This window comes from Nocardia sp. NPDC004860, assembly GCF_040609015.1.
Classification (GTDB): domain Bacteria; phylum Actinomycetota; class Actinomycetes; order Mycobacteriales; family Mycobacteriaceae; genus Nocardia.
Map to the genome: position 1 here is coordinate 1 of NZ_JBEXJI010000024.1, position 24,981 is coordinate 24,981.

Consider the following 24,981-nt stretch of genomic DNA (forward strand, 5'->3'; position numbering starts at 1 on the left):
GCAGGTCAAGCCACGCTTTTCGGCTTGACCTGCCCAGACCCGACCTGATAGCCCCTGGTGGGCTCAGCGAAGGACGACACCGACACCTGCGGGACCGGGCGACGCGCGGCCAGCGGCCGCGGACATCGGCGAGGGGCTACGGGCGCCGGTGGCCGGCGTAGATGACTTCTTGCCCTTCGGAATTGGACACGCGGGTGATCTTGCCGTAAGCCACTGCGCGAGAGCCGTGCTCGGTTTCCACGTCTGACTCGGCGGCCTTGGCACGATACGCGCGAGCGCACGCTCGCGGGCCTGGCCCTCCGCGCGGGCAGGCCCGCCCTCCACCACCGGCTTGCCCGTCTACGGGTAGATGAACAGGGGTTCGCTGGAAACGTCGCGGGAGCGCTCGGCGACCCTCCCGACTCTTGATCCGGCGCAACGTCAGCAGGTCGGCGAACGCGATCACAACCGCCGAGTATCCGGACTCGCCGAGCGGATTTGCTGGACAAGCCGTGTCATTCGAAGAAGGCTGGATCAGCAATTCGAAGACTGCGGCAGGCACCCCAATGCTTGAGCCCAACTCCGCGGGGCCGTCTTGTTCGAGCACGGGCTGTGAGCGAAGGCCATATGACAGACCCCGAGAGCGCTGGAAAATGGAACCCGAACGACTGGGGCTCAACAGGAGAGATCGGTCATCTCCTTGAGGAAGCGGGCGACCTCGCCGCGCAGGTGAGGCGGCTCGCCGACCGTCTTCGCACCGAAATGAGCAACATTCGACCACCTGACGATGCAAGTCCGGATTGGGTCAACAGCCCCGCAGGGCCCGTCTACTACCTGGACGCCGCCGTGAGCTACTTGACTGCTGCCATGCTGGGAACTATTTGTTGGGCCGATTTCCCGAATTCGGCGTTCAGGCACAATCCGCCCCCAGCGGATCGCTGGTCCTGCGATCATGCCCCTCGGCATCACCGTTCGTAACGGGGAGCTTGCCTCCAATGATGACCAGGCTAACTGTCATTAGAGCTTTTCGTGACTTGATCCCAGCTCTGCTCGGATTGCTCCTCGTCCTTTCCGTGGTACATAGTGGGTGGTTTCTCGGAGTATTGGGATTAGTCCTGCTCACAGCGCTCCTGACGCTAGGCGGGGTCGGATATCGTGTCGGCAGGTCACTCTTGCCAGAGCAACCCGATCGCGCTGTCTCCTGGATCGAAGTACAGGTAGTCGGGCTGATATTCGGGGTATATATCACGGGATACGCATTGATGCTGGGATTATTCTGGGGACTCACGGCCTGCGTGCGCAGCGAGACTGGAAAATTTGCTATAGGCGCTGCCAGCGGGTTCGTCCTCGCCGCATTGGCAGCGGCATTTATCAAGCCCGGGGAATCCGGCTCTTGGCTTGCTGATCGAGTCAAGAAGTCCCTATTCAAGTCGTACGGGCCATTTTTCAAGCCTCAGTCCGGGGGGCCGCCCTTCTGGGATCCTGCCGGGATCGAATCGCATGCCCTCCAAGATGAAGAGTTCGATCTGCCCCCAAGTGGACGGCGCATTAGCGGCTGGGGATACCACGCTCGTCGCGATCGAGCGAAATTTCTACGCAAGCAATGGGAACTGTCTGCCGCCGGACTACTGAACAAGGAGCTGATCGACCGCGCGATTCGCTTGGAGCGCTCCGTGGTGCTGCAGCAAGCGCGCCAGCACCCAAACATGGACGAACTCGTGGCGTGGCTGGAAAAACGGGAAACCGAGTCGATCGAGATCGAAGAACGCCAGCGCGAGGACGGCACCATCTAATTCCCCCGCTCCATCGTCGCGTCCGGGCCGGGGGCAACACGCCCCCATCGGCGGCGCACCTCCTGCCAGCCCTTGCTACCGTTTCGAACATACGTTCGTCCGATCGTATCTGGTGGGCCTTGGGCGATGGCACCCTCGCCGACCCCTCGCGCCTGTATCTCAATAGTGAGGGCCGCTACGAACAGCCCGTCCCGGCCCGATGTCGACGCGGCCACCGCCTCGGCCGCGTCCTCGTCGGGGGCGGGGCTGACGGCATCAGCTGGCACTGCCGACAGTGCGACGACGTCATTCACCGCCCGGCCCTCCACCCCGACCACGACCGGGACTGACCCCATGTTCGCGCCGCGCACCAAGGTCCGCCGGGCCACCTGGCCCGGCGAGGAACCCCACCCCCGTACATGGCTACGTCGCCCCGCCCCACATCCACGCGCGCGGCCTGGTGGACCACCGATACAACGACGAAACCCAGAGCCTGGAACCGATCTACTCCACACCCCACCCAGCCCAGACCATTTCCTGGTCTGGTGGCCCGGCGATCGCTGGACCTGGGAACTGCCCGGATTCGTCGAACCTGTCCCCGACGACCCGACCGGCGGGCAACCGCCGGCGCGGCCGGGTGGGGCCGGAGGTCCGGCCCCGCGGCGCTAGATGACGTCCCAGTACCAGGCGGTGAGCTGGGCGAAGAGGGCGTTTTGGCAGAAGCCGCAGACTGGTCGGGCGTAGCCGTAGTCGTTGATGGGCGCGGAGTCGTAGTCGTGGGCGGGTACGACGGCGGTGGCGGGGTTGGGGCAGTCGCGGGTGGAGCAGGCGGTGGAGGTCGTGGTGGTCATCGCGGGTTCCTCTCCGGGTGGGGTGTTCGAGCTGCCGGTAGGGCTACCGCGCCGGCGGGACGCGGAAAAGGATCGGCGTAGCCGACCGCGTAGCGGCTTGTCCTTTGGAGTGTTCCGCCGGTGTGGTAGGGCTGTGTCCAGTTCGATCATCCCGCTCGGAGAGGGGTTCGTGAGGGCCGCGGCCGTGCGGCTGCGTCGGCTGCCTCAACCCCGCCACCGCCGGAATGCGCTGGGACGCGGCTGCTTTCGACGTGCCCCGGCTGGGTGGTGAGCCTGCGGGAGCTGCGCTGGGTGCGGGAGGGCTCGGTGTCGCGGCAGCTCAAGGCATAGGCGGGATGCTGCGGGCCGCCGGCTACGGCGGGGAGCGGTTGAACAGCCGAAATCTGGTGTTTGATCAGGGTTTTGATCTGCGGTTTCGTGGCCAATTCCGCGATGAAACGTAAGAAACGTAAGAATTGTTATAGAATAGTTGCATGACGCTGTTGTTGGAAACGCGGCCGGTACCGGTAATCGACGCCGTGATTCGTAAGAATCGTAGGCTTTCAGATGTGTCGAATGGTTCGGGTATCGAGGTCGTGGACACCGAGGGCTTGCGTAAGCGCTGGTCGGCGTGCTGGAAGATGGCGGCCGCGGATCGGTTTGTGCAGGTCAATTGGTGGGGTAGGACGCCGACGGCGGTGTTGGTGTCGGCGGGGATGTGGCAGGAACGTCAGAAGCTGAACAAGGCTCTGGTGGTGCCGGATTCGCGGGTGCATGAGCGGCCGTCGTCGGATGGGCGCACGCAGTTGACGGACATTTTCGATGAGCTCGAGGCGGGCGTCCATACTGTGTTGCTGTTTCATGGCAAGGCGAAAGCGGTTGTGGTGCCGTATGTGTGGGCGCGCAAGGCGTTTCCGGAGTTGATGTTGGCTGAGCCGGTGGAGCCGCTGCATTCGGATGTGGCGTGGGATGGTGAGCTGGCGTTGGTGCTGTATCGGAGTCCGCGGGCGGCGCGGCGGTTCGAGCGGGAGTTCGAGGGGGCGGCGGATCCGGATTTCGAGGCGGATCGGCGGTTGTTGTCGCCGTCGAGTGAGCAGGCGCGGCGTCGGCAGGCTGGTCTGCGGGCGGTGGTGTATGTGGTCGATGGGCGTGTCGAGCGGGTGCGGGCGGTGGATCCGGCCGGGGAGTGGGCCGATCTGGGCGACGGGTATGCGCTGGCGCCGGTGTCGGCGGCGTTGACCCGTGAGCAGATCGACGAGCGGTTCCCGGGCCTGGGCTTGTATCCGGGTGAGGCGCGGCCGGCGGCGCCGGGTTCTCCGCGGGAGTACATCGACCTGTAGGGCGTCGGTATCGGTGTTGGCTTGTGTTGGCTTGCAGCGCAGATTGTTTCGGGTGCCGATATGGGGTAATTCGATGTTGTCCGGGTGGGGTGTGCCCGTAGGATTCGGTGCGGCCGACCGGCTCTTTCACCCCTTGGATCGTGTTGGTTCGCGGTCCGGTGTGTCTGGTTGCTCGTGCTGGGCTGGTGGCGCACCGTTGATGCAGATGCCGCCGGGCTTTCCCCTTCGCCCGGCGGTATCGCCATTCCCCGGGATGGGCGGGTTAGTTGTCGCCGTAGAGCGCGCGGGGTCCGAGCAGACGGAACAGTTCGACCTCGGGGCGGCTGTATCGGTCGAACAGGGTGTGGAGGGCGGCTGTGGCCTGTTCGGCTTCGCCTCGGCTGAATTGGTCCTGGAGGTGGCGCAATTCGTCGAGTATGTGGCGCTCGTCGGCGGCCGATGCCATCGGTTGTGCTGCTTCGCTGGTGTCGGCCGGCTGCGCTGCTGTGCTGGTTGTTCTGATTGTTCACCACCGCCCGGGCCCGGGACAGGAAATCTTCCACACTGCTGGTCGGTGCGCGGGATTTGGTCGGTGGCCGGTGCGAGCATGGGGCACATGGCATTTGACGATTTGCAGGCTGAGATCCGGGCCGAGCGTGAACGTGATCGCCGGGCGGCTCAGGTGGAGGCCGATGTGGCGGCCGGGCGGCAGGCGCGCGAGGAACAGATCTGGCTGGATTCTCTGGCGGCGCTGGATGTGGCGGCCCGCGATATCGCGAGGATCTGTCGGAAGGTCGGCTGTCCGGCGGATATTCGGGGCTGGCTGGGACTGAGGTCGGGATGGGTGTTCGATATCCCCACGCCGGCCCGGCGTATCACGGTTTTGGTGTGGCGGGGTGGGTCGTGGGAACGGGTGTCGGGCTCGAAGTTCGCATCGACTGATCCGGCGCAGATCCTTCGGCGTGGGGAGGTGGTGCGGTTGAGCGAGCCGTTGACGGTGGAGATGGTGTGTGAGGTCGTCGAGCCACAGATCAAGCAGCGGGCCCTGGGCGAGGCCTACAGCTGGCACTACATCGATACCTCTCGCTGACCGGCCAGATGGCGATGCCCTCGCCGCACAGCTCGAGGGTTTTCGCCGGGCGCGGTCGGAGGGCGCCAACGAATAAGCCCCGGCCAGTTCGGTGACTGACCGGGGCAATCGTTACAGCGAGGGAAGCGGTATCTGCTTACCGCCGGATCCGGACTTGCCTTTCAAGGGGGTAGCGGTGCAAGTGCCCGGGATCCGGCGGTTACGCCACTACCGCAGCCGAGAAACCGTTAGGTGGTTCGGTGGATATCGCCTCTCTTCGATGGCTATCCTCGCCGGTGTGAGTGGGGTTTCGGTGCAGGCGGTGACCGCGGTTGATGCCGCAAAACGGTTGGACGCGATCGATGCCCTGTACCAGCAGGTGTTCACTGTGGCGCCGAATGTGGCCGAGTCCCCTGCGCAGCATCGCGCGTCGATGCTGGGCATGCTGGCGGATCCGAGTTTCGGCTGCGCGCTCGCCGTCGTCGACGACGTCGAATTGGTGGGGTTCGCCTACGGGTACGGGTTGAAGTCCGGCCGTTGGTGGGAGGGGCTGCGTGAGCCGGTGCCGGAGGGATTCACCACCGAATGGGAGGGTCGCACGTTCGCGGTGATCGACATTGGGGTCAGCCAGCGATGGCGGCGGCACCGGATCGGTACCCAGCTGATGGAGGCTCTATTGGCCGATCGTGTCGAGCAGCGCGCCAGCCTCGGGGTGATTCCGGCGCTCTCGGATTCGGCCAGGTTCTACGCAGCCACCGGTTGGGAGCTGGTCGGCAGGCAGGACAGTCCCCCGGACGCAGGCTGGACATCACCAGTGTTCGACGTCTATGTGCGGGAGCTGGGGACCGGAAGCCGGTAGCGCCCCAGGGCGGTGTCGAGTTCCTGCACCGGCGAGGCGTTCTCCCACCCCTGCATGCTGGTACGCACGTCGGTGAGTGCGGCGACCAGTCGGGGTGAGCGGTTGGTCGCGGTCAACTTGGCGGCAGTACGAGCGGTGGTCGCCGCCGCGTCGATGTCACCGGTACGCAGGTGTGCCGCCGCGAGATCTACGGCGTTGAACGCACGGTTGCGCGTGAATTCCTCTGCGATGCCGCTGATTCCGTCGGTGAGCGCGTCCACTGCCGCTGCGGTTTCGCCGAGGGTGAGCAGGCATTGTCCGAGAGTGGATACAGCCAACCCGTCGTCGTAGAAGTAGGCAGGCGATTCGGTGGGGGTGACGGTCGCGCCGCGGTCGCGGGTCAGGCTCTCGAGCAGATCCAGGCATTCGCGGCGCTGCCCGGTCGCGGCGAGAGCGCGGGCGGTCACATCGGCGGCATAAGCGCGCAGCCGCAGGTCTCCGGTTTGAGCTGCCCATTGTTGCGCGGCGACGCCGTGATCGACGCCGCGGCGACCGTTCCCGTGCCAGGTCGCCAGGTGCGAAGCTTGGCACAGGGTGATCGCTGCCAGCGTCGAATCCTCGGCCTTATGGGCGTCATCGAGTGCCTGTTCGTAGGCCGCTGCGGCTTGCGGGTAGCGGCAGAGGTTGAACAGCAGCCAGCCACCGAAACGTGCCAAATTCGACCGCAGGCCCAGCAAACGGCGGCGAAACGGATCGGTTTCGCTGCATCCGGACACGAGGGCGTCAGCGGTGCGGTATTCGGCCGAGGCGATATCCAGGGCGCGGTGTGGGCCCACCGCGTCGTCGAGGAGCAAGGTGGCGTTGAGGACCGCCTCGACTCTGTCGAGGATGTGGCCACTGAGCACGGGCGGGGGTTCCCACGCTGAGGCGTCTTCGATGAGATTCGGGGCGTGTCCGCCCGCTGTGGCGAACTGGTCGAAAGCGAGCGCCGCCGGCACGGCGGCGCCCAAGCGCAGCACATCGCGACGATGCACGTCGTCTCCTGAGAGTAGGGGTGCGGACGGCTCCCACTGTATGTGTGCTGGCGGCGTTCTGATCGGCGTGACGGGAAGTTGCGGGGTGGAAGCCCGCCGGTTGTAGAGCCCCAACATGCCTGGGTCAGAAACCTTGAAAACAGTTTGCAGAGCTTCCCGATAGTGGCGGGGAGGCCACGTGACGCGGCCAGCCACCAGCCGCCGAATCGACTCGTCGGTATAGAGCCCTGGGCGGCCGGTAGCCACACCAACAGCCACATTGACGGCCTCGGCGGTGAGTTGCTGAGACCACCCACGGGCATCGATCAACGCCTTCAGCCGGGTGTTGCGATGACACTGTGAACCCATCGGTAGCCCCCATGCAGCCGTGGAACCTGTTGCCGCTGAGGGTAATCCGGACCTCGCCGCACCAGATAGGTTTCGCCCGAAACTGCGGGGTTGACAGCCGAGCCTGCGGGGTTTTCTGCGGGGTCTTCTGCACTTCCTGACCGTTGCCCGGCACGGCAGGCTCGAACTGGGCGCTGCTGGGTCGAGTTGATCGCCCCCTTTCGACTCCCCAGCGGCGGCCCTTCCAACCAACGAGGGTAGGGGCACTCGATGACGACATCCCGCGCAATCGGCTATCTGCAACAAGAAATTTCCGGCACCCATGAGGAATGGGATAAGGCCCAGATACGCCGACTTGCAGAGCGATTCGGCTACGACCTGACAAAAATCCTGGCGTTCGGCCCGGAAGTCGATCGCCCGATTCACCGGGTTCGTGTAGCGGTAGATCGGACCGGAGCCGAAGCCGTTTTCACCCCCAGCGCCGAACACTTCGACGGCGGCGAAGTCCCGGCCGACCTGATGCAGGTGGCCGATGTGATCACCGTGAACGACGAGCGCACCTACGCGCGCTATCCCACTGGTCAACTGCCCGAATTCAACGGGGCGTAGCAGCGAGTCAAGCGACGTGGAAAGAAACCGGCTCCCCAGCCGAAACCCTGGCGACAACCCCGGCAGCGCCGAACTTCCCGTACCCACGTGGACCTCCAAGGGTGACCGCGAACTGATCGCGAGAGTGGTTGCGGGACTGCACGAACTGCACGATTGGCCCACCGGCTACCGGGCCGAGCCCGAGAGGGCGACCCGCCCCGACCAGCTAGGCGGGGGTGGCTGATGGGCATGGTGCCGTGGTTCTCGCTGTTGCCCGCCGCCGGGCTCGCGTTGGCGCTGGCGTGTATCTTCCGCGCCCGTAGACCGGCGGGCCCGAGTGTGTGGGAGATCCAGGCCGAGTTACCACACCGCGCCCGCGAGATCCGCCCCAGCGTCGCCGATGCCATAGACGACGCCCACGAGCACCGCCGTTGCCGCCCCGAGAACTGCACGCGCCGCTGCGCCGCGCTGCGCGTGCTCTACGAGGCCGGGCGAGCGGACCTGACCGACGAGCTGTACGCGCTGCTCTACGAGCGACCCGAAAGCAATTGATACGGAAGGAGGTCGTAGGAATCGGATTAGGCTGATGCCCACCGCCCGGGTGAAGACCGGTGGCAGGTGTCATGAGCCCGGCAGACGAGCTCAACAGCGAGATTCCAGCACAAATCACGTTCCCCCGATTCGGTGGAACGGCGTCAAATCACGCCTATCGCTTCGAAATACTAAGTGGCACAACTAAATTCAGCAACTCCTGACGGCGACCGGTGTCAACACGGACGGTACCTATTTCCATTTCCTCGAAGGGATGACGTCATGACGATTCGAGAACTGTTCCAGGACCGAGCGGGCGGGCCTTCTGGCCATCGAGTGGGCCGACCTTGTCGAGGAAGCTGTGAACGGACAACCCAGGGCTCGGGACAGCGGTGAGCGCCAATGATGCCGGTGGCGCCGTCGCGTCGGATTGCCGTTGTCGGACAGGGTTTCGTCGGCCTGCCGGCGGCGATGTTGGCCGTTCAAGCTGGGCATTCGGTGGTCGGCTACGACACCGACCCGTACCGGGTTCTGCGGCTCGAACACGGCGATTCCTACGTCGCGGACGTGTCCTCGGCACGCCTCGTCGAAGCCCTACATTCGGGGCGGTACCTCCCGACCGGCGATCCGGATGCGTTGGAGGGCTTCGACATCGCGCTGATCGCTGTGCCGACTCCAGCCACCGATGATCGCCCAGACCTGAGCTGTATCGAGGCCGCCGCCAAAACTCTCGCCGCGTACCTGCGTCCGCGGTGCCTCGTGATCCTCGAATCCACGACCTACCCGGGAACGACGGTGGACATCGTCGCGCCAGCGCTGGAGACGTCCGGGTTGACAGCAGGGCGCGATTTCCGGCTCGGCTACGCACCCGAACGGCTGGATCCCGGTGCAGGCCTTGACGGTGTAGTACACGTGCCGAAGATCGCGGCCGGGATCGACGAGCAATCGCTAAGGGCGGTCGTCGAATTCTGGAGCGGCCTGGTCGACACCGTCGTACCCGCGCCCGACATCCAGACAGCAGAGTTCGCGAAGCTGGTCGAGAACGCGTTCCGGCTGGTCAACATCTCGTTCGTCAACGAACTCACCCGCGACGCGGCCGTTCTGGGGGTATCGGTCTGGGCGGCGTTGCAGCTAGCGGCCACAAAGCCCTACGGGTACATGCCATTTCATCCGGGCGCGGGCGCCGGTGGCCACTGCTTACCCTCGGATACCGCCTATTTGGCGTGGTGTCTGCGAACGCAGGGGCATCCATCACCGCTGATCGAAACAGCGGCACGGGTCAATCGGAACCAACCGGGCTATGTCGCGCAGCGGATCATGGCCGGCCTGATCCGCCGCTTCCACACCCTCACCCCGGACCGGGCCCGGATCGTCCTGCTCGGAGCCACTTACAAACCAGATGTCGCCGATGTGCGGGATTCGTGCGCGCTGAAGGTCTCCACCGAACTACGCCGCACCGGCGCGGAGGTCATCGTCGTCGACCCACTCGCCACCGACGTCAACGGCGTCCTGGCCGAGCTCACGCTGGCGCTGGTAGCGCAGGCATCAGCGGTCGCGGTGCTCGTCGCGCACCACGGCCTGGACTACGACCTGATCCGCCGCGCCCGGTACGTGTTCGACGCGTGCGGCGTCCTGGAACCAGGGCCGAACATCGAACAACTTTGAGTAACAACCGATTTCATAGGATCAGAGGAAACGTCATGAGCACTCACCACACCTTGGTCACCGGCGGCGCGGGATTCATCGGATCCCACCTGTGCCGGTACCTGCTGAACATCGGACACGACGTCACCGTGGTCGACAACATGTCAACCGGCCGAGAGGACAACATCGCCGATCTCGCGGACAATCCGCGGTTCACGCTGCGGGCTGCCGACGTCAGTCTCCCCGGCTCGTTCGTCGAACTCGACACACTGACCCATATCGTGCATCTGGCCTGCCCTGCCAGCCCGAAGGCCAACACGAGAATGCCGCTGGACACCATCCGTGCCTGCTCGGTGGGCACGCTGAACGTCCTCGATCTCGCCGCCCGCACTGGTACCCGAGTCGTATGCGCGTCGAGCTCGGAGATCTACGGCGACCCTCTCGAACATCCGCAGAACGAGACCTACCGCGGCAACTGCGATCCCGTCGGGGCATTCAGCGCCTATACCGAGGGGAAACGGGTCCTGGAGGCCGCGGCCGCGGCCCACGTCCGCGAAGGCACCAACGCCGGAATCATCCGGCCGTTCAACATCTACGGACCGAACATGTGGCCCGAGGACGGCCGAGTCGTCTCCTCGTTCTGCGCCAGCGCGTTGCGTGGGGCAACCCTCGAAATCGCGGGTGGCGAGCAAACCCGTTCGTTCTGCTACATCGGCGATTTCATCGAAGGTGTGGTGCGGATGATGGACTCCGACGCGTTCGGCCCGGTCAACCTCGGTAACCCGGCCTGCGAAGTTTCGATCGCGGAGCTGGCCCAGCTGGTGGTGCGGATCGCGGGTACCGGGCGAGCGCAGATCGTGCCGGGCCGCAGCGGCGAAACACATCGGCGGCAACCCGATACCGACCTCGCTGCCCGGGTCCTGTCCTGGTCGGCGATCACGAGCCTGGACACGGGCATCGAACGCACCCTCGATTGGATGTCTCAGGTCATCCACGCCGAGAGCTCGGTGCGGTGATGGCGACCGTGACGTTCGTGGTGCCGCCCAGCTGGAACAGTGAGACCCCGCTCTCGGATCTGAGCTGTGAGGCTCCGACGGTCGGGATGGCTCTGGGTTGGTTCGCCGACCGTTATCCCATTTTGCGTAAGCGCTACCTCACGCCCGATGGCGAGATCGCTGCGTGGGCGCTGGTGACCCTCAATCGGATCGATGTGCGGACACTGAGCGGACTCGATACCCGTATCGAAGCCGCTGACAGCGAGATCCAGATCATCGCCGCATTGATGGGCGGCTGAAATGTCCGACATGATCGCCATCCCTGCGGGCCGGGTCGAGATCGGCGCTCCGGATCATCATCTCGACGAACTCGCCCGACGCCAGCACTACGGGCGGGAATGGTTCGAAGACGAAGCGCCCCAAAATCTTTGCGACGTCGCGGGATTCCACATCGATCGGACACCGGTCATAAACGCAGCATTCGCCGAATTCGTGAGCGCGACCGGCTACGTCACCGGAGCCGAACAGCAGGGCTACGGCTTGATCTACGGGCAGGAGTACTGGCAGGTCGAACCGGGCATCTGCTGGCGATTTCCCGCACCCGGAATCGACGCGCTCAACGAACGGCCGCAGCATCCGGTGGTGCACGTCGACCACACCGATGCGACCGCGTACGCCTGCTGGGCAGGCAAACGGCTACCCACCGAAGTGGAATGGGAATACGCCGCGCACGGCGCAACCTGGTCGCCGTACCCCTGGGGACACCAGTGGAATCCGGCCGTGGTCAACTGCGTCGAGCACTGGGCCAGCGCTCCGATACAGGCACTCGGCGGCTGGCGCGCCTGGTGGCAGGCCCGCTACGACCAGTTCGGCTCGACGCCGGGCACAACCGCTGTCGGGACCTTCAGCCCCGCAGGCGATTCGGTGTTCGGCGTGGCAGACATGGCGGGCACGGTCGCTGAATGGACATCGAGCACCTACGCCTTCTACGACCCGAACAGGACCTACGACCCATCTTTCGCCGCTGCTAGGCTCCACCGCTATCGCGTGGTTCGCGGTGGTAGCTGGAAACATCTGGAGCCACAGGTCCGAACGACCGAACGCATGGCCGCCAGCTCGAGCTATTGCTGCTTCGACATCGGATTCCGATGTGCTGCCGATGCCGGTCCCGACAATCCATAGAAGGGGTGCAGTATGCGCGCAATCATCACTGGCGGAGCCGGATTCATCGGCTCGCACCTACTCGACAAACTGGTCAGCGACGGCCACCAGGTAAGCGTGATCGACAACCTGTCCTCCGGCGACAAGACCCGCATCCCCGACACCGTCGCCCTGCACATCGTCGACATCCGCGACGCCTCCACAGTCGCCGACATCGTCGCGGCCGAGCAGCCGGAGGTCGTCTTCCATCTGGCCGCGCAGATCAGTGTCCGGCACTCGGTGTCCGATCCGGTGTTCGACGCCGACACCAACGTGCTCGGCACGATCAAGCTGCTCGAAGCCGCCCGAACCGTGGGGGCGCGCATCGTGTTCGCTTCGACCGGCGGGGCGATGTACGGCGACGGTGTACCCATGCCGACCCCGGAAACCCAACTGCCGAAAACTCAAGCGCCCTACGGCATCAGCAAGTACGGGGCCGAACAGAACCTCGCGCTCTACAACCGGCTCTACGGCGCTCGGCATGTGTCGCTGCGCCTGGGCAACGCATTCGGGCCCCGCCAAGACCCACACGGCGAAGCGGGCGTCGTCGCCATCTTCTGCGGGCTCGTCGCCCGCGGCCAGACACCCACGATCTTCGGCGACGGCCATCAAACCCGTGACTACGTCTACGTCGCCGATGTGGTGCGCGCCTTCCTGGCGGCCGCCGGCTACACCGGCAGCGAGGAAATCTTCAACATCGGGACCGGCAAAGGAACCTCCGTGCGGGAGCTGCTGGCCGCGGTCAACGCTGCGGCCGGCACGGGCATCGCCGCCACCTTCGCCGCGGAGCGTGCCGGAGAGTGGAAGCACGGCGCACTCGACTCCTCCCGCGCGGCAACCGAACTGGGGTGGACCGCCACCACCTCGATCGCCGACGGCATCCGCAAAACCTACCAACAACTCACAGCCTGACCCATGTCCCGGTTCGGTGGCGGATCCGCCACCGAACCGGGCACCGGCTGGGTACGGCGCTGCCGAAAGGTGGAAGACCAGTGGACTGGGCACGACAGCGAGTTCTGATCATCGCGCCGCACCCTGACGATGAGGCGATCGGCTGCGGTGGTCTCATCAGCCGCGTCAAACGCGAAGGCGGGGAGGTCTTCGTCCTGTGGCTGACCATCGCTGACATCCGCGACTTCTCCGAGGCAGGACAATCCACAGCGGAACAACGCCGCCACGAAATGCAAGCAGCACATATGTTTTGGCCGCTCGACGGCAGCCACCTCGCGTTGCCCGGCGCTGCCTACAACCTCCGGCTCGATGCGATGGCTCAAGCTGATCTGGTCGACCTCATCGAACGCGGCGACCATCCACTATCGCTGTCCACACTCGCGCCGACGGTCGTCGCCTTCCCCGACCCGTCCAGCTACAACCAGGACCACGCGGCCGTCGGCTCGGCGGTCGTCACCGTCCTGCGTCCAGGCCCCAACACCTACCGGCACCAACCCGACCTCGTGCTGATGTATGAGGAGGTGGGCGACAGCTGGAGCAAGCATCAATTCGTCGCCCCACGAAACTACTTCGTCGAGCTGACCACCGATGACCTCGACCGAAAGATCGCCGGGCTTCGGGTGCACACCAGCCAATGGCGCGAAAGGCCGCACACCCGTTCAGAAACTGTCCTGCGAGGCGTCGCCGCCGTCCGCGGCGCGCAATGCGGCACTCAGTGGGCTGAGGCATATTGCTGCTACCGGTGGCGCGCATGAACCCGCAAATCCCCGCACAGCGCACAGGCGGCCACGATTCTTGCGCAGGAACCGGAAAGGGTGCTGCGCCAAGGCATGCCGGCAGATCAGGCGGGAGTGAGGGCAGGGCGATTGCGCAGGATTGCGCCGACGGCCAGCACCGACAGCGCCAGCAGGGTCAGCGCGAAGGTCGTCACATCATCGCCGGGAAATGGCCCGACACCAGCCGCTGGCCGGACCTGACGTTCGTCGGTCGCGTGTCATTTCACCACGTCAGCGAGATCTACTCCACCGCGACGGCCACCGTCCTGCTCCTGCCGGACCGGTATGCCGCAGTCGGACAGATGACGCAACGACTGCCCGAAGCAGTTCTACAGGGTTGTCTGCCGCTGACTCCGCGCACGATTCGCAAACGCCGAACTGTTCACACCACCGCAGCTGCACGTCACCGACGGCAGGCGTGTCGCCGACACGCTGGCGTGGTTGATCAAGGCCACTGGAACCGAAACGCATGCCGATCTGATCAAGGAATGCCTGGTCCGACTGGAGATGTTCCGCCTCTCACGTCAGCTGAAGGTGCTCGATGATTTGCTCATATGACGCGGAGCGCGGTGTTGTGGCCTCTCGGGCGGCTACCCTCGGTGCCCGTGGACAGAATCGCAGTGATCGGATGCGGAGGCTCAGGCAAGACCCATTTGGCCAATCAACTGGCCGCGCACCTAAGCCTGCCCCTGACCCATCTCGACGCGGTGTACTACGACGACAAATGGAATCCCCTGCCGCCCAACGAGTTCGAGGCCTTACAGCATCGACTGGTCGAGCCCCGTCGATGGCTGATCGAGGGCAACCACGCGTCCAGCATGGCCATCCGTCTCAGGGCCGCCACCACGGTGATCTTTCTGGATCTGCCGGCCATCACCTGCCTGGTTGGGGTCCTGCAGCGACGCTTGCGTTGCCGAGGCGGTCAACACGCCAACGGCGTCTACGACCGGATCACATGGAGCTTCATCCGCTACATCTGGGGCTACCGCACCACGATGCGCCCGAAAGTCGAATCCCTTCTCGGCGAACATGGAGACCATGCCGACCTGGTCGTACTCACCAGCCGCAAGGCGGTCAACGAGTACCTTGCTCGCGCTGTAACCGAGAGAGCCGACAAGCACTAGCGGCCGACGGCAGCGGGCATGGTGGGCCGCCGGCCGCGACCAGGGTCTCTTGCGACAGCTCGGGCCAGGGTGGGTGACCGGGCATGGAGTTCAGCAAGTACTACCGAACGGATTCCTACGCCGACACCGCACGACGTCACTATCGCTGGTTACAGCAATTGGATTCCGGCGTTCGGCTTCCTGTCCTCCTCGGGCAGGACGGCACAGCACTGCTCTTCGAGCACCTCGAGGGGCACGCGGTCGAACCTGATGACATGCGTTGTGCCGCAATCGTGTTGGGCAAGCTTCATGCCGCCGCGCACCGCGAGTACCTCTCCAGCGCGCGCCTGGATCGACCATTCGTGGTCAGCAACGAACTGACCGTGGCCGACTTCCTCACGCCACGCCGATCCCTCGGCTCGCAAGTGCGCCGATTCCGAGCGCTGCCGGTTGCCCTGTACAAGGACGCCAACGTGCGAAACTTCGTCGTACAGCCGACCGGAACTGCTGTCATCGACTTCGACGAGCTCACCCTGGCACCGTTCGGATACGACCTCGCCAAGCTCATCGTCAGCTGCGCAATGACCCACGGGCATTTCGGTAGAACCAGAGTCAGATCCGCGCTCGATGGGTACAACAGCGAACTGCCGCCCTCCCTGCAATGTCCAGAAGATCGTCTGCGGCAGTATGCGACGCTCCAGCACCTTCTTACTGCGCCTTATCAGGGCCGCCATGGATACCGGTACTCCTGGCTCGATGTCGACTCGTGGAGGTAGGGCCGCATCCGACTCAAGAAGCAGCGGCTGCCCGACCTGAGCTCGTGGATGTCGCCTGCGGGGGTTGTGCGATCCAGAGAGACCTGCGAGCAGTACAGGACTGTGAGCTGGGCGCTCGCAGGTCTTTCCGAATCGCGCGGCTGGCGGGAGCACTTCCAGCCGCAGCAGAGGCTCCCAGCTGCTTTAAGGTGTTGGCCGCGCCCACGTGTCCTATATGGGGCGCATAGCGGACACCGAGCGGTCCCGGGCGGCCGCGATTTCTGTTGGTCGGTTTACCACGGCTCTCCGCCGCCGGCCCGTACCGTCGCGGCCACCGAGCGGCCACGCGCCGCTCCCCGACCGAAAGAGGACCCCATGCGCTGGCTCACCCGCCTGCTCGACCGGTTCGACCGCTACAACGACGTCCAGGCGCACATGAGCGACGGGCGCATCCTGCGCCTGCGCGACCTGCCGCCCGAGGACCGCGAACGGGTGAAGAAGGTGCTCGCCAAGTACCGCCGCCGTCGCCGCTGACTGCCGAAATCGAGCACCGACACCCGATCCGGGTCTCGAATTCCAGTCGCAGAAGAAGGGTGAGGTGTAAGAGTGCGAAGATGCGTCCGGCAACGTAGACTTCCCGACTGATCGATGCTCCACGTTTCTGTACTTTTCCAGTCTTCAGAAATGGGGTGGATCATGCCGGAACCGATGAGTTGGGAGTCCCTCGGACTCCAACCAGCCAGTGTCGACGGGTACTTCTTCGATCCCAACCTTCCCGCGCAGATCGACACTGCAACCGCCAGCGACGACGTTCTCAAGCAGCTCGGCATCCCATCGAGGCCCGATGCAGCGGCCGACGCAGACGCATACACCGCGTGGAAGGCATCCTTTGAAAAGACACTCACCTATATCCCGCCAAAGCTGACCACCTTTCAACGGGCTACCCGCAAGGGACCAATGCAGTCCATGGGCCTTACTTCTTCCAGCTGGGCTGGTGGTGTTATACCGTCGCCAGCGGGCCAAACGTTCAAATACATAACCGGCCGGTGGAAAGTGCCCGCAGCGAACACCCCCACGGCGGGGCCCTTCGCCAATGTGCCCAGCACCCTCGCTTCCGTCTGGGTCGGATTGGACGGCGGCTATGCGACTGGCGCAAATGCCAGCGGAGACGTATTTCAGGCGGGTACGGACTCGATGAACAGTGCCTTCCCCCTCCCAGGGCCGAATGGTGCTGTTGTGTGGACCGAGTGGTTTCCGGCCCCCGGGGTGAACTACGACGGATTTCCGTGTAACTTCGGCGACGACATCTCCGTCGCTATGCAGTTCCTCGGGCCGGTGCTGTGGCCTCTCCCTGGCCTGGGGTCGGTACCTCTAGGCCGCGCTACCATCACCAACCACACAACGAAGAATTTCACCGGCATATACGGGATGGTAGGGCCCCAACCTTCTGGTCCCAATCCATTCGTCGGCAATACCGCCGAATGGATTGTGGAGACTCCGCAGCTCGGCAGCTGCACCAATGTGTTTGCGGCTCTGCCAGCTTTGCGGGACGTCACCTTTGACAACGCTGCCACGGTCGACAGCGCAGGATCAGAATCGGGACCGAAGTCCAAGAGCTTGCAGCTGTTTCAGATGGACAACAGCGGAGTCGGTATTGGCCGCAACAACGGTCAGCCGGGAACCGGCACAGTAGTCGCCATCGGAGGCAAAGACGCGGCGGGCAGAATTCAGGTAGCTCCGCAATTCAACTGAACCGTCAATACGGCGTCGGCCGCTCCACCATCCACCGCATCGCCAGCAGCCCCGGGACGCGCGGCTACCGAAAGCTGCCCGATGAGGATGTCGGCGGCGGTCTCGAGGGCCGCCCGCCGTTGCGTGGTATCCATCGCCTCGCATTCGGTCCACATCACCGTGTTCGCGCCACCGAGACCGACACGCGCCAAGCGCCGGAACTCGCTGCTGGCGACACCCGGCGCATCCAGGTCGATCATCTCCACAGGCAGGCCGCCCATCAGCGAATACGTGGAGACACAGGCCAATTCGACCAGGCGCGCGGTGGTGGCCGGATCCTCGACCATCAGCTTCAGCTGCGCATCCTGACACGAACCACAGCCATCGACCGCGGCCCCGACGAACCGGCCGAGCAAGGCGTGGTCCACCGGTCGACCGAGCGGATCGTCGACGTGGAACTCGAACTCTGTGTGCGATCCAGAGAGACCTGCGAGCAGTACGGGACTGTGAGCTGGGCGCTCGCAGGTCTTTCCGAATCGCGCAGCTGGCGGGAGCACTTCCAGCCGCAGCAGAGGCTCCCAGCTGCTTTAAGGTGTTTTAGCCGATGGGCAAGCTGGTGTCGCAGGTCCCGCAGAAGACACGTGACAGTCGGCAGTCGTTCCGGCATGGGCTCCAGTCGCTGCAGCGGTGGCACTCGGGCCGGTTGCGCTCGCAAGCGGCCGACTTCCAGCAACCGTTGCACACCCAGTGCCCATCGCTGAATCCCCGCATGCGCTGGTAGTCCCACCAGACGAGGTGAAAGACGCCACGGGTTTCGTAGCCGCCATCTGTCATCGTGACGACACCGGCGTGCAGGACGTGGTTGTCGTAGTCGGTACGCATGCGTGCCTCGTGGGCCCGCTTCTCGTGGTGGGCGGTGACGGCGGCGGCGACATCGGTGTCGTCGACCATCCAGCGCCTGCCCTGTCGTGTCGCCGGAACCTTGCTCTCGCCCAGCCACACTCGTCCGTGTCGGGCCGCGGACTGGCGATACCAGTTGTAGGAGTTGCTGCCGCAATCGTCAGCGGCCGTTCGGTATTGGGCGATAGCGTCTGCCAACGTAATCAGCATGCGAGGCCAATGTCTCCTGTGAGTCGTGCCGCATCGTGGGTGCGGCGTCGATGGCGCATCGTAGGAGTTCACGCGGACGCCGCAGCTGAATCGGGGATCAGCGTGTCGGCACTGGGCCCGTCACCATCGCGACCACTATTTCTGGGTCTAGCAGTTGGGGTCTTGGCAGCTGCAGGATCCGGGAAGTGTTGACAGCTGGTCCGGAGGCCCTGATAGGCAGGTTGTCCGGGAAGTGTTGAGAGTGATGATCTGTTGCGCGCTTTACATGACGCGGTAGAGGCCACCGGCCACATGTCCAGCCGCGCGGCTGCCCAGCGACTCGGCGTCAGCGCATCCACAGTGAAGCGATGGCGCAAGGCTTCCCGACTGATTCGGAAAGACCTGCGAGCACCCTGCTAACAGCCCTCTACCACTCGCAGGTCTCCCTGGATCGCACAGGGGTCGGGCAGCATCGGACATTGTCGATATATCGTAGTTATATCTAGTTATGCCGATAATGTGCGTTATGTCAAGTTGGATTCACAGGACGGACCGCGCATTCCGCACCGCGACCGTTACCACCAGTCACCTATCGATCCGAGAACCGGGCGAATGACGTAAATCTCTCTCGCACAGAAGATTTAGATGCCCATGGCCCGTCGGGCCGGATGCCGCGGGCAACCCTGCCGCTCGACAGTCGCCGTCATCCCTGCGACAGCGAACATGATGCGTTGTCATCCGTGTGAACAGACACAGCAGAAGAAGGCTTCCCTCACCCGGTCAGCCCGTGTTCGGTGATCCGGCACCGAGGCGACCGCGCGGATCTCGGCACTGCCGCCACACACGGCCCTGACCGATCGCGCCACCCCGCCTTCACCATTGGGCAATGGCGGCACCCTGGAGCACTCGAAAGGTCGAGCTCCTCCCCACAAACAACCCCGATCTACTTGCCCGGCAACGACCTTGGCAAGTTGAGCGGAACCACGAACGTCTGCACCCGATCTACCTCGACGGCCCTGGCACGCAGCATCGACACCCGCGGCACGACTCCGCGATTCCAGCCCTGAGCGTCAACTCCTGGAACGAGCGTCATTGGCGTCCACTTCCCCCACCGCAACTCAATAGACCAGATCAGCGGGTCGATCCGGTAAGGTCCACCATCGGACTTGATCAAGTCAACCAACACGATGCGATCGAGGCCGATTACCCCGAGAAGCCCTGCCGGGGAACCTCAGTCACAGAGTGTTCCGCTACTCGCCCGGCAGGGCTTTTCGCTGCGACAGATCGACGCCGCACCCTGGCGCTTGAGCGGGCACTCGATACGTGTGGGCGACCCACCGCTTCGAAACAGTCAGCGTTCTGTGTGCGGTGCCGATCAGTTCGCCGTCGACGATCATTGCGGCTCGTGGATCATGAGCATTGTCGTGGCGCACGGATTTTCGTGGCGACTCCGCCATCGGCGAGTGCGATGTCGCGATCGCGCTACCCAAACACAGCACCGCGCCGGTCAGGCTGATCTGGAGTCGAACACAGTCTCGACGATGCTGTCGAGTGACTGGCTCCCGTCGGCGACTGCGGCCATGTAGCCGTCGATGTCCTCAATCGTGGGCAGGCCACTGACACTGATCGTCAGCGGGACATCGGCGCACACTTCGGGATGTGCGCAGACCTGATTGAGGGTTGCCAACACCGAGTCCGCCACGGCCAGCCAGGTGCGTAAGAATCGCAGCCGCCGGTATATGCGGTAGCTGCTGGTGGCCTGTGGCAGGAACAGCTCTCGGCCGTCCCAGCCGATGGATCTCGTTGCGCGCGCGGCCATTGCATCGAGGCTGCGGCGGTGAGCGGCCCGGTCGTAGCTGCTGCGCGCAAGGTCGGCCGTGACCGGTGTCAACGCCGTATGGGAGGGTCGGAGCGCTGTCAGGCATTGCCAGGTGCGGTGCAGGTCACGCCGCAGCTGCACCGGAAGTTCGAAGGTCACCAGCACGTCGGCGGGGATCTTGCGCCGCGCCTGCTCGCCTGCGGTCTGCGTGTTCTGGAAGGTACCCCATATGCGCCGCTGCAGCGACCAACCGGGCAGCACCCCCAGGCGGGCGCCCGGCATCGGGTCCTGGTCGTCGGTGTACAGCTCGAACATGCTGCGCCCGTACATCAGGTGGTCGTGCCCGACGGCGGTCACCAATCGCACGAACAGCCTGGCCGGGTCCTCGCTGCCGAAACCGAGTTCGTCGAGCAAGCCGGCGACGACCGCCGCACCGCGCGCGGGGTCGTGTTCGCCGTAGTCGAGGCCGATCTCGAACGCGTACTGCTGGTGGTCGAAGTCGTCGAGCAGCATCGAGCAGTACAAGCCGCCATGGCCGGGTGGCGCCGAGCCGTCGAATGCGTACGGGTGCAGCGAAACCCGGGACCGGAGCGCTGACATGATCACTGCTCGCCGACGGGGTCGGCGGCACCTGCCGCGCCGTGATGGGTGGATTGTGTTGTGTCCAGCGCACCGAAGGCAGCGATGAGCGTCGCCAGCCGGGACCCGACGTGGTCGAGCACGGGGACGGCGCCGCGCTGTGTGGCCTGGGGCAGCACCCATGCGGCGACGAACAATTCACTCAATTGCGCGATCTGCAGCCGGCTCCGGATGAGCGCCAGCCGCGGGTTGGATACTCCACCGAGTGAGTCGGGTTCGCCGAGATCGAGACCCTCGCTCCGAAATCCCCTGGCTTGCAGTGCTTCGACGACTCGACGGTGGCGGGTGGTCTGCGCGAGCAAGCCCGGCGACATCGCGAGCACGCGTTGGTTGTGCACGATCGTCTCCAGGCAGAGGTCGAGGATGTGTTGAGCGTCGGCGTCGAGCACACGCTCCCATGCGGTGTCGAATCCCGCGAGGCGGAGCTGGTCGTGTTCGTCGACGAGTCCGATCGTCATCGCGGCGCCGGACAACTGCAGCAGCATCGACAGCGGCTCGGACCACACGGCGGCCAAAACGCTGGGGTGGTGGCGGCGCACGCTGGATTGCAGGCGCGCACGGGCACTGTCGGTGGCCACGAACAGTGCCAGCAGCCGCCGGTCGAGGTCGACAACGGCCCGGTCGGAGACGACGTCGTCGAACAGGTCTTGGTAACTGCGCTGAAACGCCCACCCGAACATGTCGGGTCGGTCGCTGCGCATGCGGGCATCCGTCCGGGCAGCCAGCACTGCGATCGGTGTGCGCAACCCGTCATGCAGCAGTTGCCGTCGACGATGCAGATCGTCCAACCCGAGATCGGGCCATGCGTCATCGGTCTCTCGGTGTGCGGCCTCGCATCGGGTGAACAGCTCCGCCATCGCTGCCAGCGGGTGTTGCCATTTGGCGGTTGCCTCGTCCATGCGGCTGAGGGCCGCACATGCTGCGGGCGTGGGCGAATCTCCGACGCGGCGCACCCACGGCCACAGATCCTCGTCGAAGACGGCCATCAATTGTGTGGCCTCGTCGATGATTTCGGTGGCGATCGCGCGGGCCATCAGCTGTGCGATGTTGGTGTCGGAGGTGATCCGGCGGCCCTCGACGGATGCTTCGAAGGCCAGGGCGTCCTGGATCTGACGGCTCGACCGTGACGACACCGGTCCCAGGTTTCGCGCGCGTTGCCCTGCGGCCTGGTGCAGGGTCCAGCGCGGGAAGCCGTCGGTCAGCGCCGCGACGTGATCGTAGAATCCCAACAGTGCTTGAATGTGGGCGTGCATGACGAAGTCGACCAAGTCCGCCAGCGCTAGTTCGGTGCCGGTGGCCGGTGCACTGGGCTGCTTGCCCGTGGCGGCGGCGGTCGCGACCGTCGCCGGTGACGCTGTGACCGGTAGCGCGCGCTCCACCTCCGCCATCACCGGCGCGGCCACGGTCGCCATCCACAGGCGTGCCTCGGCGAACAGGCCACGCCGGGTCAATTCCCGCACGGGGTCGTCGAGTGCGTCGAGCAGCGACGCGAGTTCGGCGATCTTGCGACCGCTGAGCAACTCCCCCACGATCGCCGCGAGTCGTCGTTCGACCCACAGCGGGTCCTCGGTGGGGGTGGCGGGCAAGGTCGTGGAGGTCGACAACGCCACGCCGATCTCCAGCGTATCGGCCAGCAGCCAGTCTTTGTGCTCGAGGGAGGAAACGCACCAGCCGGGGGCCGCGAGCAGGTCCCGCTTTCTGTGCCCGTAGGCCAGCCATTGTCTGCTCAGGTACTGCGCGGCGGTCCTGGATCGGGGATCGGCGGCGGCATATTCGGCGGCGACGTTGGTGATGTCTTTTTCGCGGCTGCGGATCAGTGCGCAGATATCGCTCAACGTCTGCAGCGATGCCAGAGTCCGATTGCGCCGCAGCAGGATCTGCGTATCAGGCTCGCCGCTCGCCGACCGCGAAACCGGCGTCGTCGAACGCGCCAGGTCTTCACCTACGATCGGCAGCAGCCGTCGTGGCTCGAGCAGGTCGTAGAGCTGGGTACGCAGCCGCCCGAACGACAGCACCACGAACCCGCCCAGCAACGCCACGATCACCAGCACCAGGTGATTGGGCTGACGGCCGACGGTCGGCATCATCAACACGATCAGCCCCGACAACACCGCCTGCACATACACTCGCGCGTACACCCGGCCGCCGGGCAGCCGGGTGACCAACGCCCGCACCAGCGCGGTGGTGTCCTTGTAGGCTGTCGACACCACGAACGCGACCGTCGCGAAATAGACGCCGGCCAACGTGCCGGTCACAGCAAGCGCGGCAGCGACGATGCCCTGAACGTTCAACGTCGCCGGCGGAAGCCCGCCACACCAACGCGCCGCCGACGACAGCCACCAGGGAAGCCATTCCCATTCCGCAACAACGTCTTTCAGCGCAGTCCCGAAGCGTTGACTCGCCGAGACCAGGACCACCGCCACGATCGTGGCGACGACAACCCGCCCCAGCAGCCCGAGGGCCGTCCACGACATCGACCTCGACTCCCGAGCGAGCGACCCCGCCCGGGCCGCGAGCAACGAAACCGCGCTACGCCCAACCAACACACGACGGCGCGTCCGCCAGTATCTCGCTGTCGACATCGTGCGTGCCCGCCACCCCAGAGCACGACTGGCTAGATTCACCGACACCCTTTCCGGGTAAGCACTTTCACCTCACAGGCCGATCCGATTCCGCCAGGCGACCCGCCCGATTCAACCATCCGCGACGTCTCCCGCCAGACACGCCCCGCGACGTGGTGACACTCACCGGGAAAACACGCAGACGGCCAGGGGCCGCGCATCGCCTCGCCGAGAGCATCGCCCTGCCCCCAACCTGCAGCGCTCACCCTCACCCGGGCGCGATGCGGCCATCCCGCACGGCCTCGTCTACCGATGCCCGACACACTCGGCGACCGGATCATCGGCACCGCTCGCATGCTGGTTCAGCAGGCACACGACGCAGCCGCGGTCCCCGGCGATTCCACGCCCGCTACGCATCGTTGGTTTTCCCGCCGGACAGCGACAGCCAACCGTTGGGGTCCTTGGCGGTCACTCGGCCGGAGATGTAGCCGGTCAAGGCATCCGATTGCATCGATCCTGTGTCGCCGATAGAACCCGTGGCCGGCAGCGGGCCGGTGGCGTTGTAGCCGAGCGGGCTGGACGCCTGGTTCAGGTTCGAATTGATTCGTGCTCGTGAAGGACACCCGTTGGCCGGCACTACGATTCATCATTCGGACGCCGGGTCGCAAGCGATCCGCGGTCGCTGTGCAGGACACAACCGGCTACGTGCGCCCGGCGGGCCACCGCGTTGTTGAACGCGCGGACGGCCAACACCGATTTCATCCGTACGCGGAAGTGGTCATCTCACCGTCGATGCGGCAGGAGGTCACCGGTGAACGCGGTGTCCAGGCACCGCATGGTGCGGTCCAGAACCTTGGCCAGATCCAATTCGGGTCGGGCCAGCCAGTGCTCGTACCCTGCCACGGCGGCGCCGAGCGCACAGTGCGCTACCGTCTGCGGGAGCAGGTCGGTCACCGACCCGCCCAGACGGGCGGCCACGAATTCCGCGACCACGGCACGCCAGTCCCGGTAGCGCAGTGTGGAATGTGCTTGCAGGACGGGAACTTTCAGGATCAGTTCCATCCGCTTGCGGTGCCACGGCACGTGGGCCTGATCGAAGCGGTTGAACTCGATCACCACGGTGCGCACCGCGTCGATGACGGGCTGGTCCGGCGGGCACTGCGCGAACAGCTCGCGCATGCCCTGCAACTGCTCGGTGAAGTTGCCCCAGACCACGTCGTTCTTGGATTCGAAGTAGCGGAAGAATGTCCGCTTGCTGACCCCGACCTCGGCGGCGATGTCCTCCACGGTCGTCGCCTCGAAGCCGTGGCGTTCGAAGAGCTCGAAGGCCACGCGCTCCAATTCGACTGCGCTGGTGGAGGGTTTGCGACCTGCGCGTCCGCTCGCGGCCGCGGATTTCCCGCCGCCGGACCCTTCCATTTTGTCACCCGA

General features: G+C 65.1%; 26 protein-coding genes. 17 read left to right on the plus strand and 9 right to left on the minus strand.

The genetic code is table 11. From position 1 onward, the window contains the following. Positions 1-1,151: 1,151 nt before the first annotated feature. Positions 1,152-1,772 (plus strand): hypothetical protein, encoded by a 621-nt coding sequence (locus tag ABZV44_RS32790; protein WP_354844906.1) that lies wholly within the window; start codon positions 1,152-1,154, stop codon positions 1,770-1,772. A gap of 644 nt (positions 1,773-2,416) precedes the next feature. Here ABZV44_RS32790 and ABZV44_RS32795 read toward each other — a convergent pair. Further along, positions 2,417-2,602 carry a hypothetical protein gene (locus ABZV44_RS32795; protein ID WP_354844909.1) on the minus strand — a complete coding sequence of 62 codons (186 nt, stop codon included), beginning with the start codon at positions 2,600-2,602 and terminating at the stop codon, positions 2,417-2,419. A gap of 473 nt (positions 2,603-3,075) precedes the next feature. Here ABZV44_RS32795 and ABZV44_RS32800 point away from each other — a divergent pair, with 473 nt between their 5' ends. Beyond that, complete coding sequence (locus ABZV44_RS32800) at positions 3,076-3,921, plus strand: hypothetical protein (protein WP_354844911.1); 846 nt, start codon at positions 3,076-3,078, stop codon at positions 3,919-3,921. Positions 3,922-4,183: 262 nt separating this feature from the next. Here ABZV44_RS32800 and ABZV44_RS32805 read toward each other — a convergent pair whose 3' ends face one another. Further along, positions 4,184-4,366 carry a hypothetical protein gene (locus tag ABZV44_RS32805; protein WP_354844913.1) on the minus strand — a complete coding sequence of 61 codons (183 nt, stop codon included), beginning with the start codon at positions 4,364-4,366 and terminating at the stop codon, positions 4,184-4,186. Between the two features lie 141 nt (positions 4,367-4,507). Here ABZV44_RS32805 and ABZV44_RS32810 point away from each other — a divergent pair, with 141 nt between their 5' ends. Both ABZV44_RS32810 and ABZV44_RS32815 read left to right on the plus strand, forming a co-directional pair. Then, on the plus strand, positions 4,508-4,990 hold the full coding sequence (locus tag ABZV44_RS32810) for a hypothetical protein (protein ID WP_354844916.1): 483 nt from the start codon (positions 4,508-4,510) through the stop codon (positions 4,988-4,990). A gap of 175 nt (positions 4,991-5,165) precedes the next feature. Beyond that, positions 5,166-5,828 carry a GNAT family N-acetyltransferase gene (locus tag ABZV44_RS32815; protein WP_354844918.1) on the plus strand — a complete coding sequence of 221 codons (663 nt, stop codon included), beginning with the start codon at positions 5,166-5,168 and terminating at the stop codon, positions 5,826-5,828. Here the strand turns inward: ABZV44_RS32815 and ABZV44_RS32820 are convergent. Continuing rightward, positions 5,795-6,841, minus strand: coding sequence for a hypothetical protein (locus ABZV44_RS32820; RefSeq protein ID WP_354844921.1), 1,047 nt, complete (start codon positions 6,839-6,841; stop codon positions 5,795-5,797). The genes ABZV44_RS32815 and ABZV44_RS32820 overlap by 34 nt on opposite strands. A gap of 597 nt (positions 6,842-7,438) precedes the next feature. Between ABZV44_RS32820 and ABZV44_RS32825 the strand changes: the two genes are divergently transcribed. The 12 genes from ABZV44_RS32825 (at position 7,439) to ABZV44_RS32880 (ending at position 17,463) form a co-directional block, all read left to right on the plus strand. Further along, the gene (locus ABZV44_RS32825) at positions 7,439-7,777 is read left to right on the plus strand and encodes a hypothetical protein (RefSeq protein ID WP_354844923.1); all 339 of its coding nucleotides are present in this window, start codon (positions 7,439-7,441) and stop codon (positions 7,775-7,777) included. 222 nt (positions 7,778-7,999) lie between these two features. Then, complete coding sequence (locus ABZV44_RS32830; RefSeq protein ID WP_354844926.1) at positions 8,000-8,308, plus strand: hypothetical protein; 309 nt, start codon at positions 8,000-8,002, stop codon at positions 8,306-8,308. 390 nt (positions 8,309-8,698) lie between these two features. Continuing rightward, positions 8,699-9,952: a nucleotide sugar dehydrogenase gene (locus ABZV44_RS32835; RefSeq protein WP_354844929.1), complete on the plus strand. Its 1,254-nt coding sequence runs from the start codon at positions 8,699-8,701 to the stop codon at positions 9,950-9,952. Between the two features lie 35 nt (positions 9,953-9,987). Further along, on the plus strand, positions 9,988-10,947 hold the full coding sequence (locus tag ABZV44_RS32840) for an NAD-dependent epimerase/dehydratase family protein (RefSeq protein ID WP_354844932.1): 960 nt from the start codon (positions 9,988-9,990) through the stop codon (positions 10,945-10,947). 8 nt (positions 10,948-10,955) lie between these two features. Then, the gene (locus tag ABZV44_RS32845) at positions 10,956-11,225 is read left to right on the plus strand and encodes a hypothetical protein (protein ID WP_354844934.1); all 270 of its coding nucleotides are present in this window, start codon (positions 10,956-10,958) and stop codon (positions 11,223-11,225) included. Positions 11,226-11,235: 10 nt separating this feature from the next. Continuing rightward, the gene (locus ABZV44_RS32850) at positions 11,236-12,108 is read left to right on the plus strand and encodes an SUMF1/EgtB/PvdO family nonheme iron enzyme (RefSeq protein ID WP_354844937.1); all 873 of its coding nucleotides are present in this window, start codon (positions 11,236-11,238) and stop codon (positions 12,106-12,108) included. Between the two features lie 12 nt (positions 12,109-12,120). Continuing rightward, entirely contained in the window at positions 12,121-13,038 is a 918-nt protein-coding gene (locus ABZV44_RS32855; protein WP_354844940.1) for an NAD-dependent epimerase/dehydratase family protein, read from the plus strand. 80 nt (positions 13,039-13,118) lie between these two features. Further along, the gene (locus tag ABZV44_RS32860; protein WP_354844943.1) at positions 13,119-13,832 is read left to right on the plus strand and encodes a PIG-L deacetylase family protein; all 714 of its coding nucleotides are present in this window, start codon (positions 13,119-13,121) and stop codon (positions 13,830-13,832) included. A gap of 626 nt (positions 13,833-14,458) precedes the next feature. Beyond that, positions 14,459-14,977: a hypothetical protein gene (locus ABZV44_RS32865; RefSeq protein WP_354844945.1), complete on the plus strand. Its 519-nt coding sequence runs from the start codon at positions 14,459-14,461 to the stop codon at positions 14,975-14,977. Positions 14,978-15,060: 83 nt separating this feature from the next. Next, positions 15,061-15,732 carry a phosphotransferase gene (locus ABZV44_RS32870; RefSeq protein WP_354844948.1) on the plus strand — a complete coding sequence of 224 codons (672 nt, stop codon included), beginning with the start codon at positions 15,061-15,063 and terminating at the stop codon, positions 15,730-15,732. A 354-nt stretch (positions 15,733-16,086) separates the two neighbouring features. Continuing rightward, positions 16,087-16,245: a hypothetical protein gene (locus ABZV44_RS32875; protein WP_354844951.1), complete on the plus strand. Its 159-nt coding sequence runs from the start codon at positions 16,087-16,089 to the stop codon at positions 16,243-16,245. Between the two features lie 150 nt (positions 16,246-16,395). Continuing rightward, a complete protein-coding gene (locus ABZV44_RS32880) occupies positions 16,396-17,463 on the plus strand; it encodes a G1 family glutamic endopeptidase (RefSeq protein WP_354844953.1) in 1,068 nt (355 codons plus the stop codon). Here the strand turns inward: ABZV44_RS32880 and ABZV44_RS32885 are convergent. Both ABZV44_RS32885 and ABZV44_RS32890 read right to left on the minus strand, forming a co-directional pair. Continuing rightward, on the minus strand, positions 17,439-17,858 hold the full coding sequence (locus tag ABZV44_RS32885; RefSeq protein WP_354844956.1) for a hypothetical protein: 420 nt from the start codon (positions 17,856-17,858) through the stop codon (positions 17,439-17,441). The genes ABZV44_RS32880 and ABZV44_RS32885 overlap by 25 nt on opposite strands. A gap of 181 nt (positions 17,859-18,039) precedes the next feature. Then, entirely contained in the window at positions 18,040-18,552 is a 513-nt protein-coding gene (locus tag ABZV44_RS32890; protein WP_354844958.1) for a hypothetical protein, read from the minus strand. 291 nt (positions 18,553-18,843) lie between these two features. On the opposite strand from ABZV44_RS32890, the gene ABZV44_RS32895 reads away from it, so the two are divergent. Beyond that, positions 18,844-18,951 (plus strand): helix-turn-helix domain-containing protein, encoded by a 108-nt coding sequence (locus tag ABZV44_RS32895; RefSeq protein ID WP_354845279.1) that lies wholly within the window; start codon positions 18,844-18,846, stop codon positions 18,949-18,951. Positions 18,952-20,038: 1,087 nt separating this feature from the next. Here the strand turns inward: ABZV44_RS32895 and ABZV44_RS32900 are convergent. From ABZV44_RS32900 to mftR, 4 genes are all read right to left on the minus strand, one after another. Further along, positions 20,039-20,950, minus strand: a complete 912-nt coding sequence (locus ABZV44_RS32900; RefSeq protein ID WP_354844961.1) for a hypothetical protein — start codon at positions 20,948-20,950, stop codon at positions 20,039-20,041. 2 nt (positions 20,951-20,952) lie between these two features. After that, the gene (locus tag ABZV44_RS32905; RefSeq protein WP_354844964.1) at positions 20,953-23,463 is read right to left on the minus strand and encodes a hypothetical protein; all 2,511 of its coding nucleotides are present in this window, start codon (positions 23,461-23,463) and stop codon (positions 20,953-20,955) included. A 496-nt stretch (positions 23,464-23,959) separates the two neighbouring features. Then, entirely contained in the window at positions 23,960-24,187 is a 228-nt protein-coding gene (locus ABZV44_RS32910) for a hypothetical protein (protein ID WP_354844967.1), read from the minus strand. A gap of 146 nt (positions 24,188-24,333) precedes the next feature. Next, positions 24,334-24,969 carry a mycofactocin system transcriptional regulator gene (mftR, locus tag ABZV44_RS32915; protein WP_354844970.1) on the minus strand — a complete coding sequence of 212 codons (636 nt, stop codon included), beginning with the start codon at positions 24,967-24,969 and terminating at the stop codon, positions 24,334-24,336. Between the last annotated feature and the right edge of the window lie 12 nt (positions 24,970-24,981).

Coding starts and splice junctions, on each gene's coding strand:
- ABZV44_RS32795 (WP_354844909.1), bottom strand. CDS start 2,602: ATGACCACCACGACCTCCACCGCCTGCTCCACCCGCGACTGCCCCAAC.
- ABZV44_RS32800 (WP_354844911.1), top strand. CDS start 3,076: ATGACGCTGTTGTTGGAAACGCGGCCGGTACCGGTAATCGACGCCGTG.
- ABZV44_RS32805 (WP_354844913.1), bottom strand. CDS start 4,366: ATGGCATCGGCCGCCGACGAGCGCCACATACTCGACGAATTGCGCCAC.
- ABZV44_RS32810 (WP_354844916.1), top strand. CDS start 4,508: ATGGGGCACATGGCATTTGACGATTTGCAGGCTGAGATCCGGGCCGAG.
- ABZV44_RS32825 (WP_354844923.1), top strand. CDS start 7,439: ATGACGACATCCCGCGCAATCGGCTATCTGCAACAAGAAATTTCCGGC.
- ABZV44_RS32830 (WP_354844926.1), top strand. CDS start 8,000: ATGGGCATGGTGCCGTGGTTCTCGCTGTTGCCCGCCGCCGGGCTCGCG.
- ABZV44_RS32840 (WP_354844932.1), top strand. CDS start 9,988: ATGAGCACTCACCACACCTTGGTCACCGGCGGCGCGGGATTCATCGGA.
- ABZV44_RS32850 (WP_354844937.1), top strand. CDS start 11,236: ATGATCGCCATCCCTGCGGGCCGGGTCGAGATCGGCGCTCCGGATCAT.
- ABZV44_RS32855 (WP_354844940.1), top strand. CDS start 12,121: ATGCGCGCAATCATCACTGGCGGAGCCGGATTCATCGGCTCGCACCTA.
- ABZV44_RS32870 (WP_354844948.1), top strand. CDS start 15,061: ATGGAGTTCAGCAAGTACTACCGAACGGATTCCTACGCCGACACCGCA.
- ABZV44_RS32875 (WP_354844951.1), top strand. CDS start 16,087: ATGCGCTGGCTCACCCGCCTGCTCGACCGGTTCGACCGCTACAACGAC.
- ABZV44_RS32880 (WP_354844953.1), top strand. CDS start 16,396: ATGGGGTGGATCATGCCGGAACCGATGAGTTGGGAGTCCCTCGGACTC.
- ABZV44_RS32890 (WP_354844958.1), bottom strand. CDS start 18,552: ATGCTGATTACGTTGGCAGACGCTATCGCCCAATACCGAACGGCCGCT.
- ABZV44_RS32895 (WP_354845279.1), top strand. CDS start 18,844: ATGTCCAGCCGCGCGGCTGCCCAGCGACTCGGCGTCAGCGCATCCACA.
- ABZV44_RS32900 (WP_354844961.1), bottom strand. CDS start 20,950: ATGTCAGCGCTCCGGTCCCGGGTTTCGCTGCACCCGTACGCATTCGAC.
- ABZV44_RS32905 (WP_354844964.1), bottom strand. CDS start 23,463: ATGTCGTGGACGGCCCTCGGGCTGCTGGGGCGGGTTGTCGTCGCCACG.
- mftR (WP_354844970.1), bottom strand. CDS start 24,969: ATGGAAGGGTCCGGCGGCGGGAAATCCGCGGCCGCGAGCGGACGCGCA.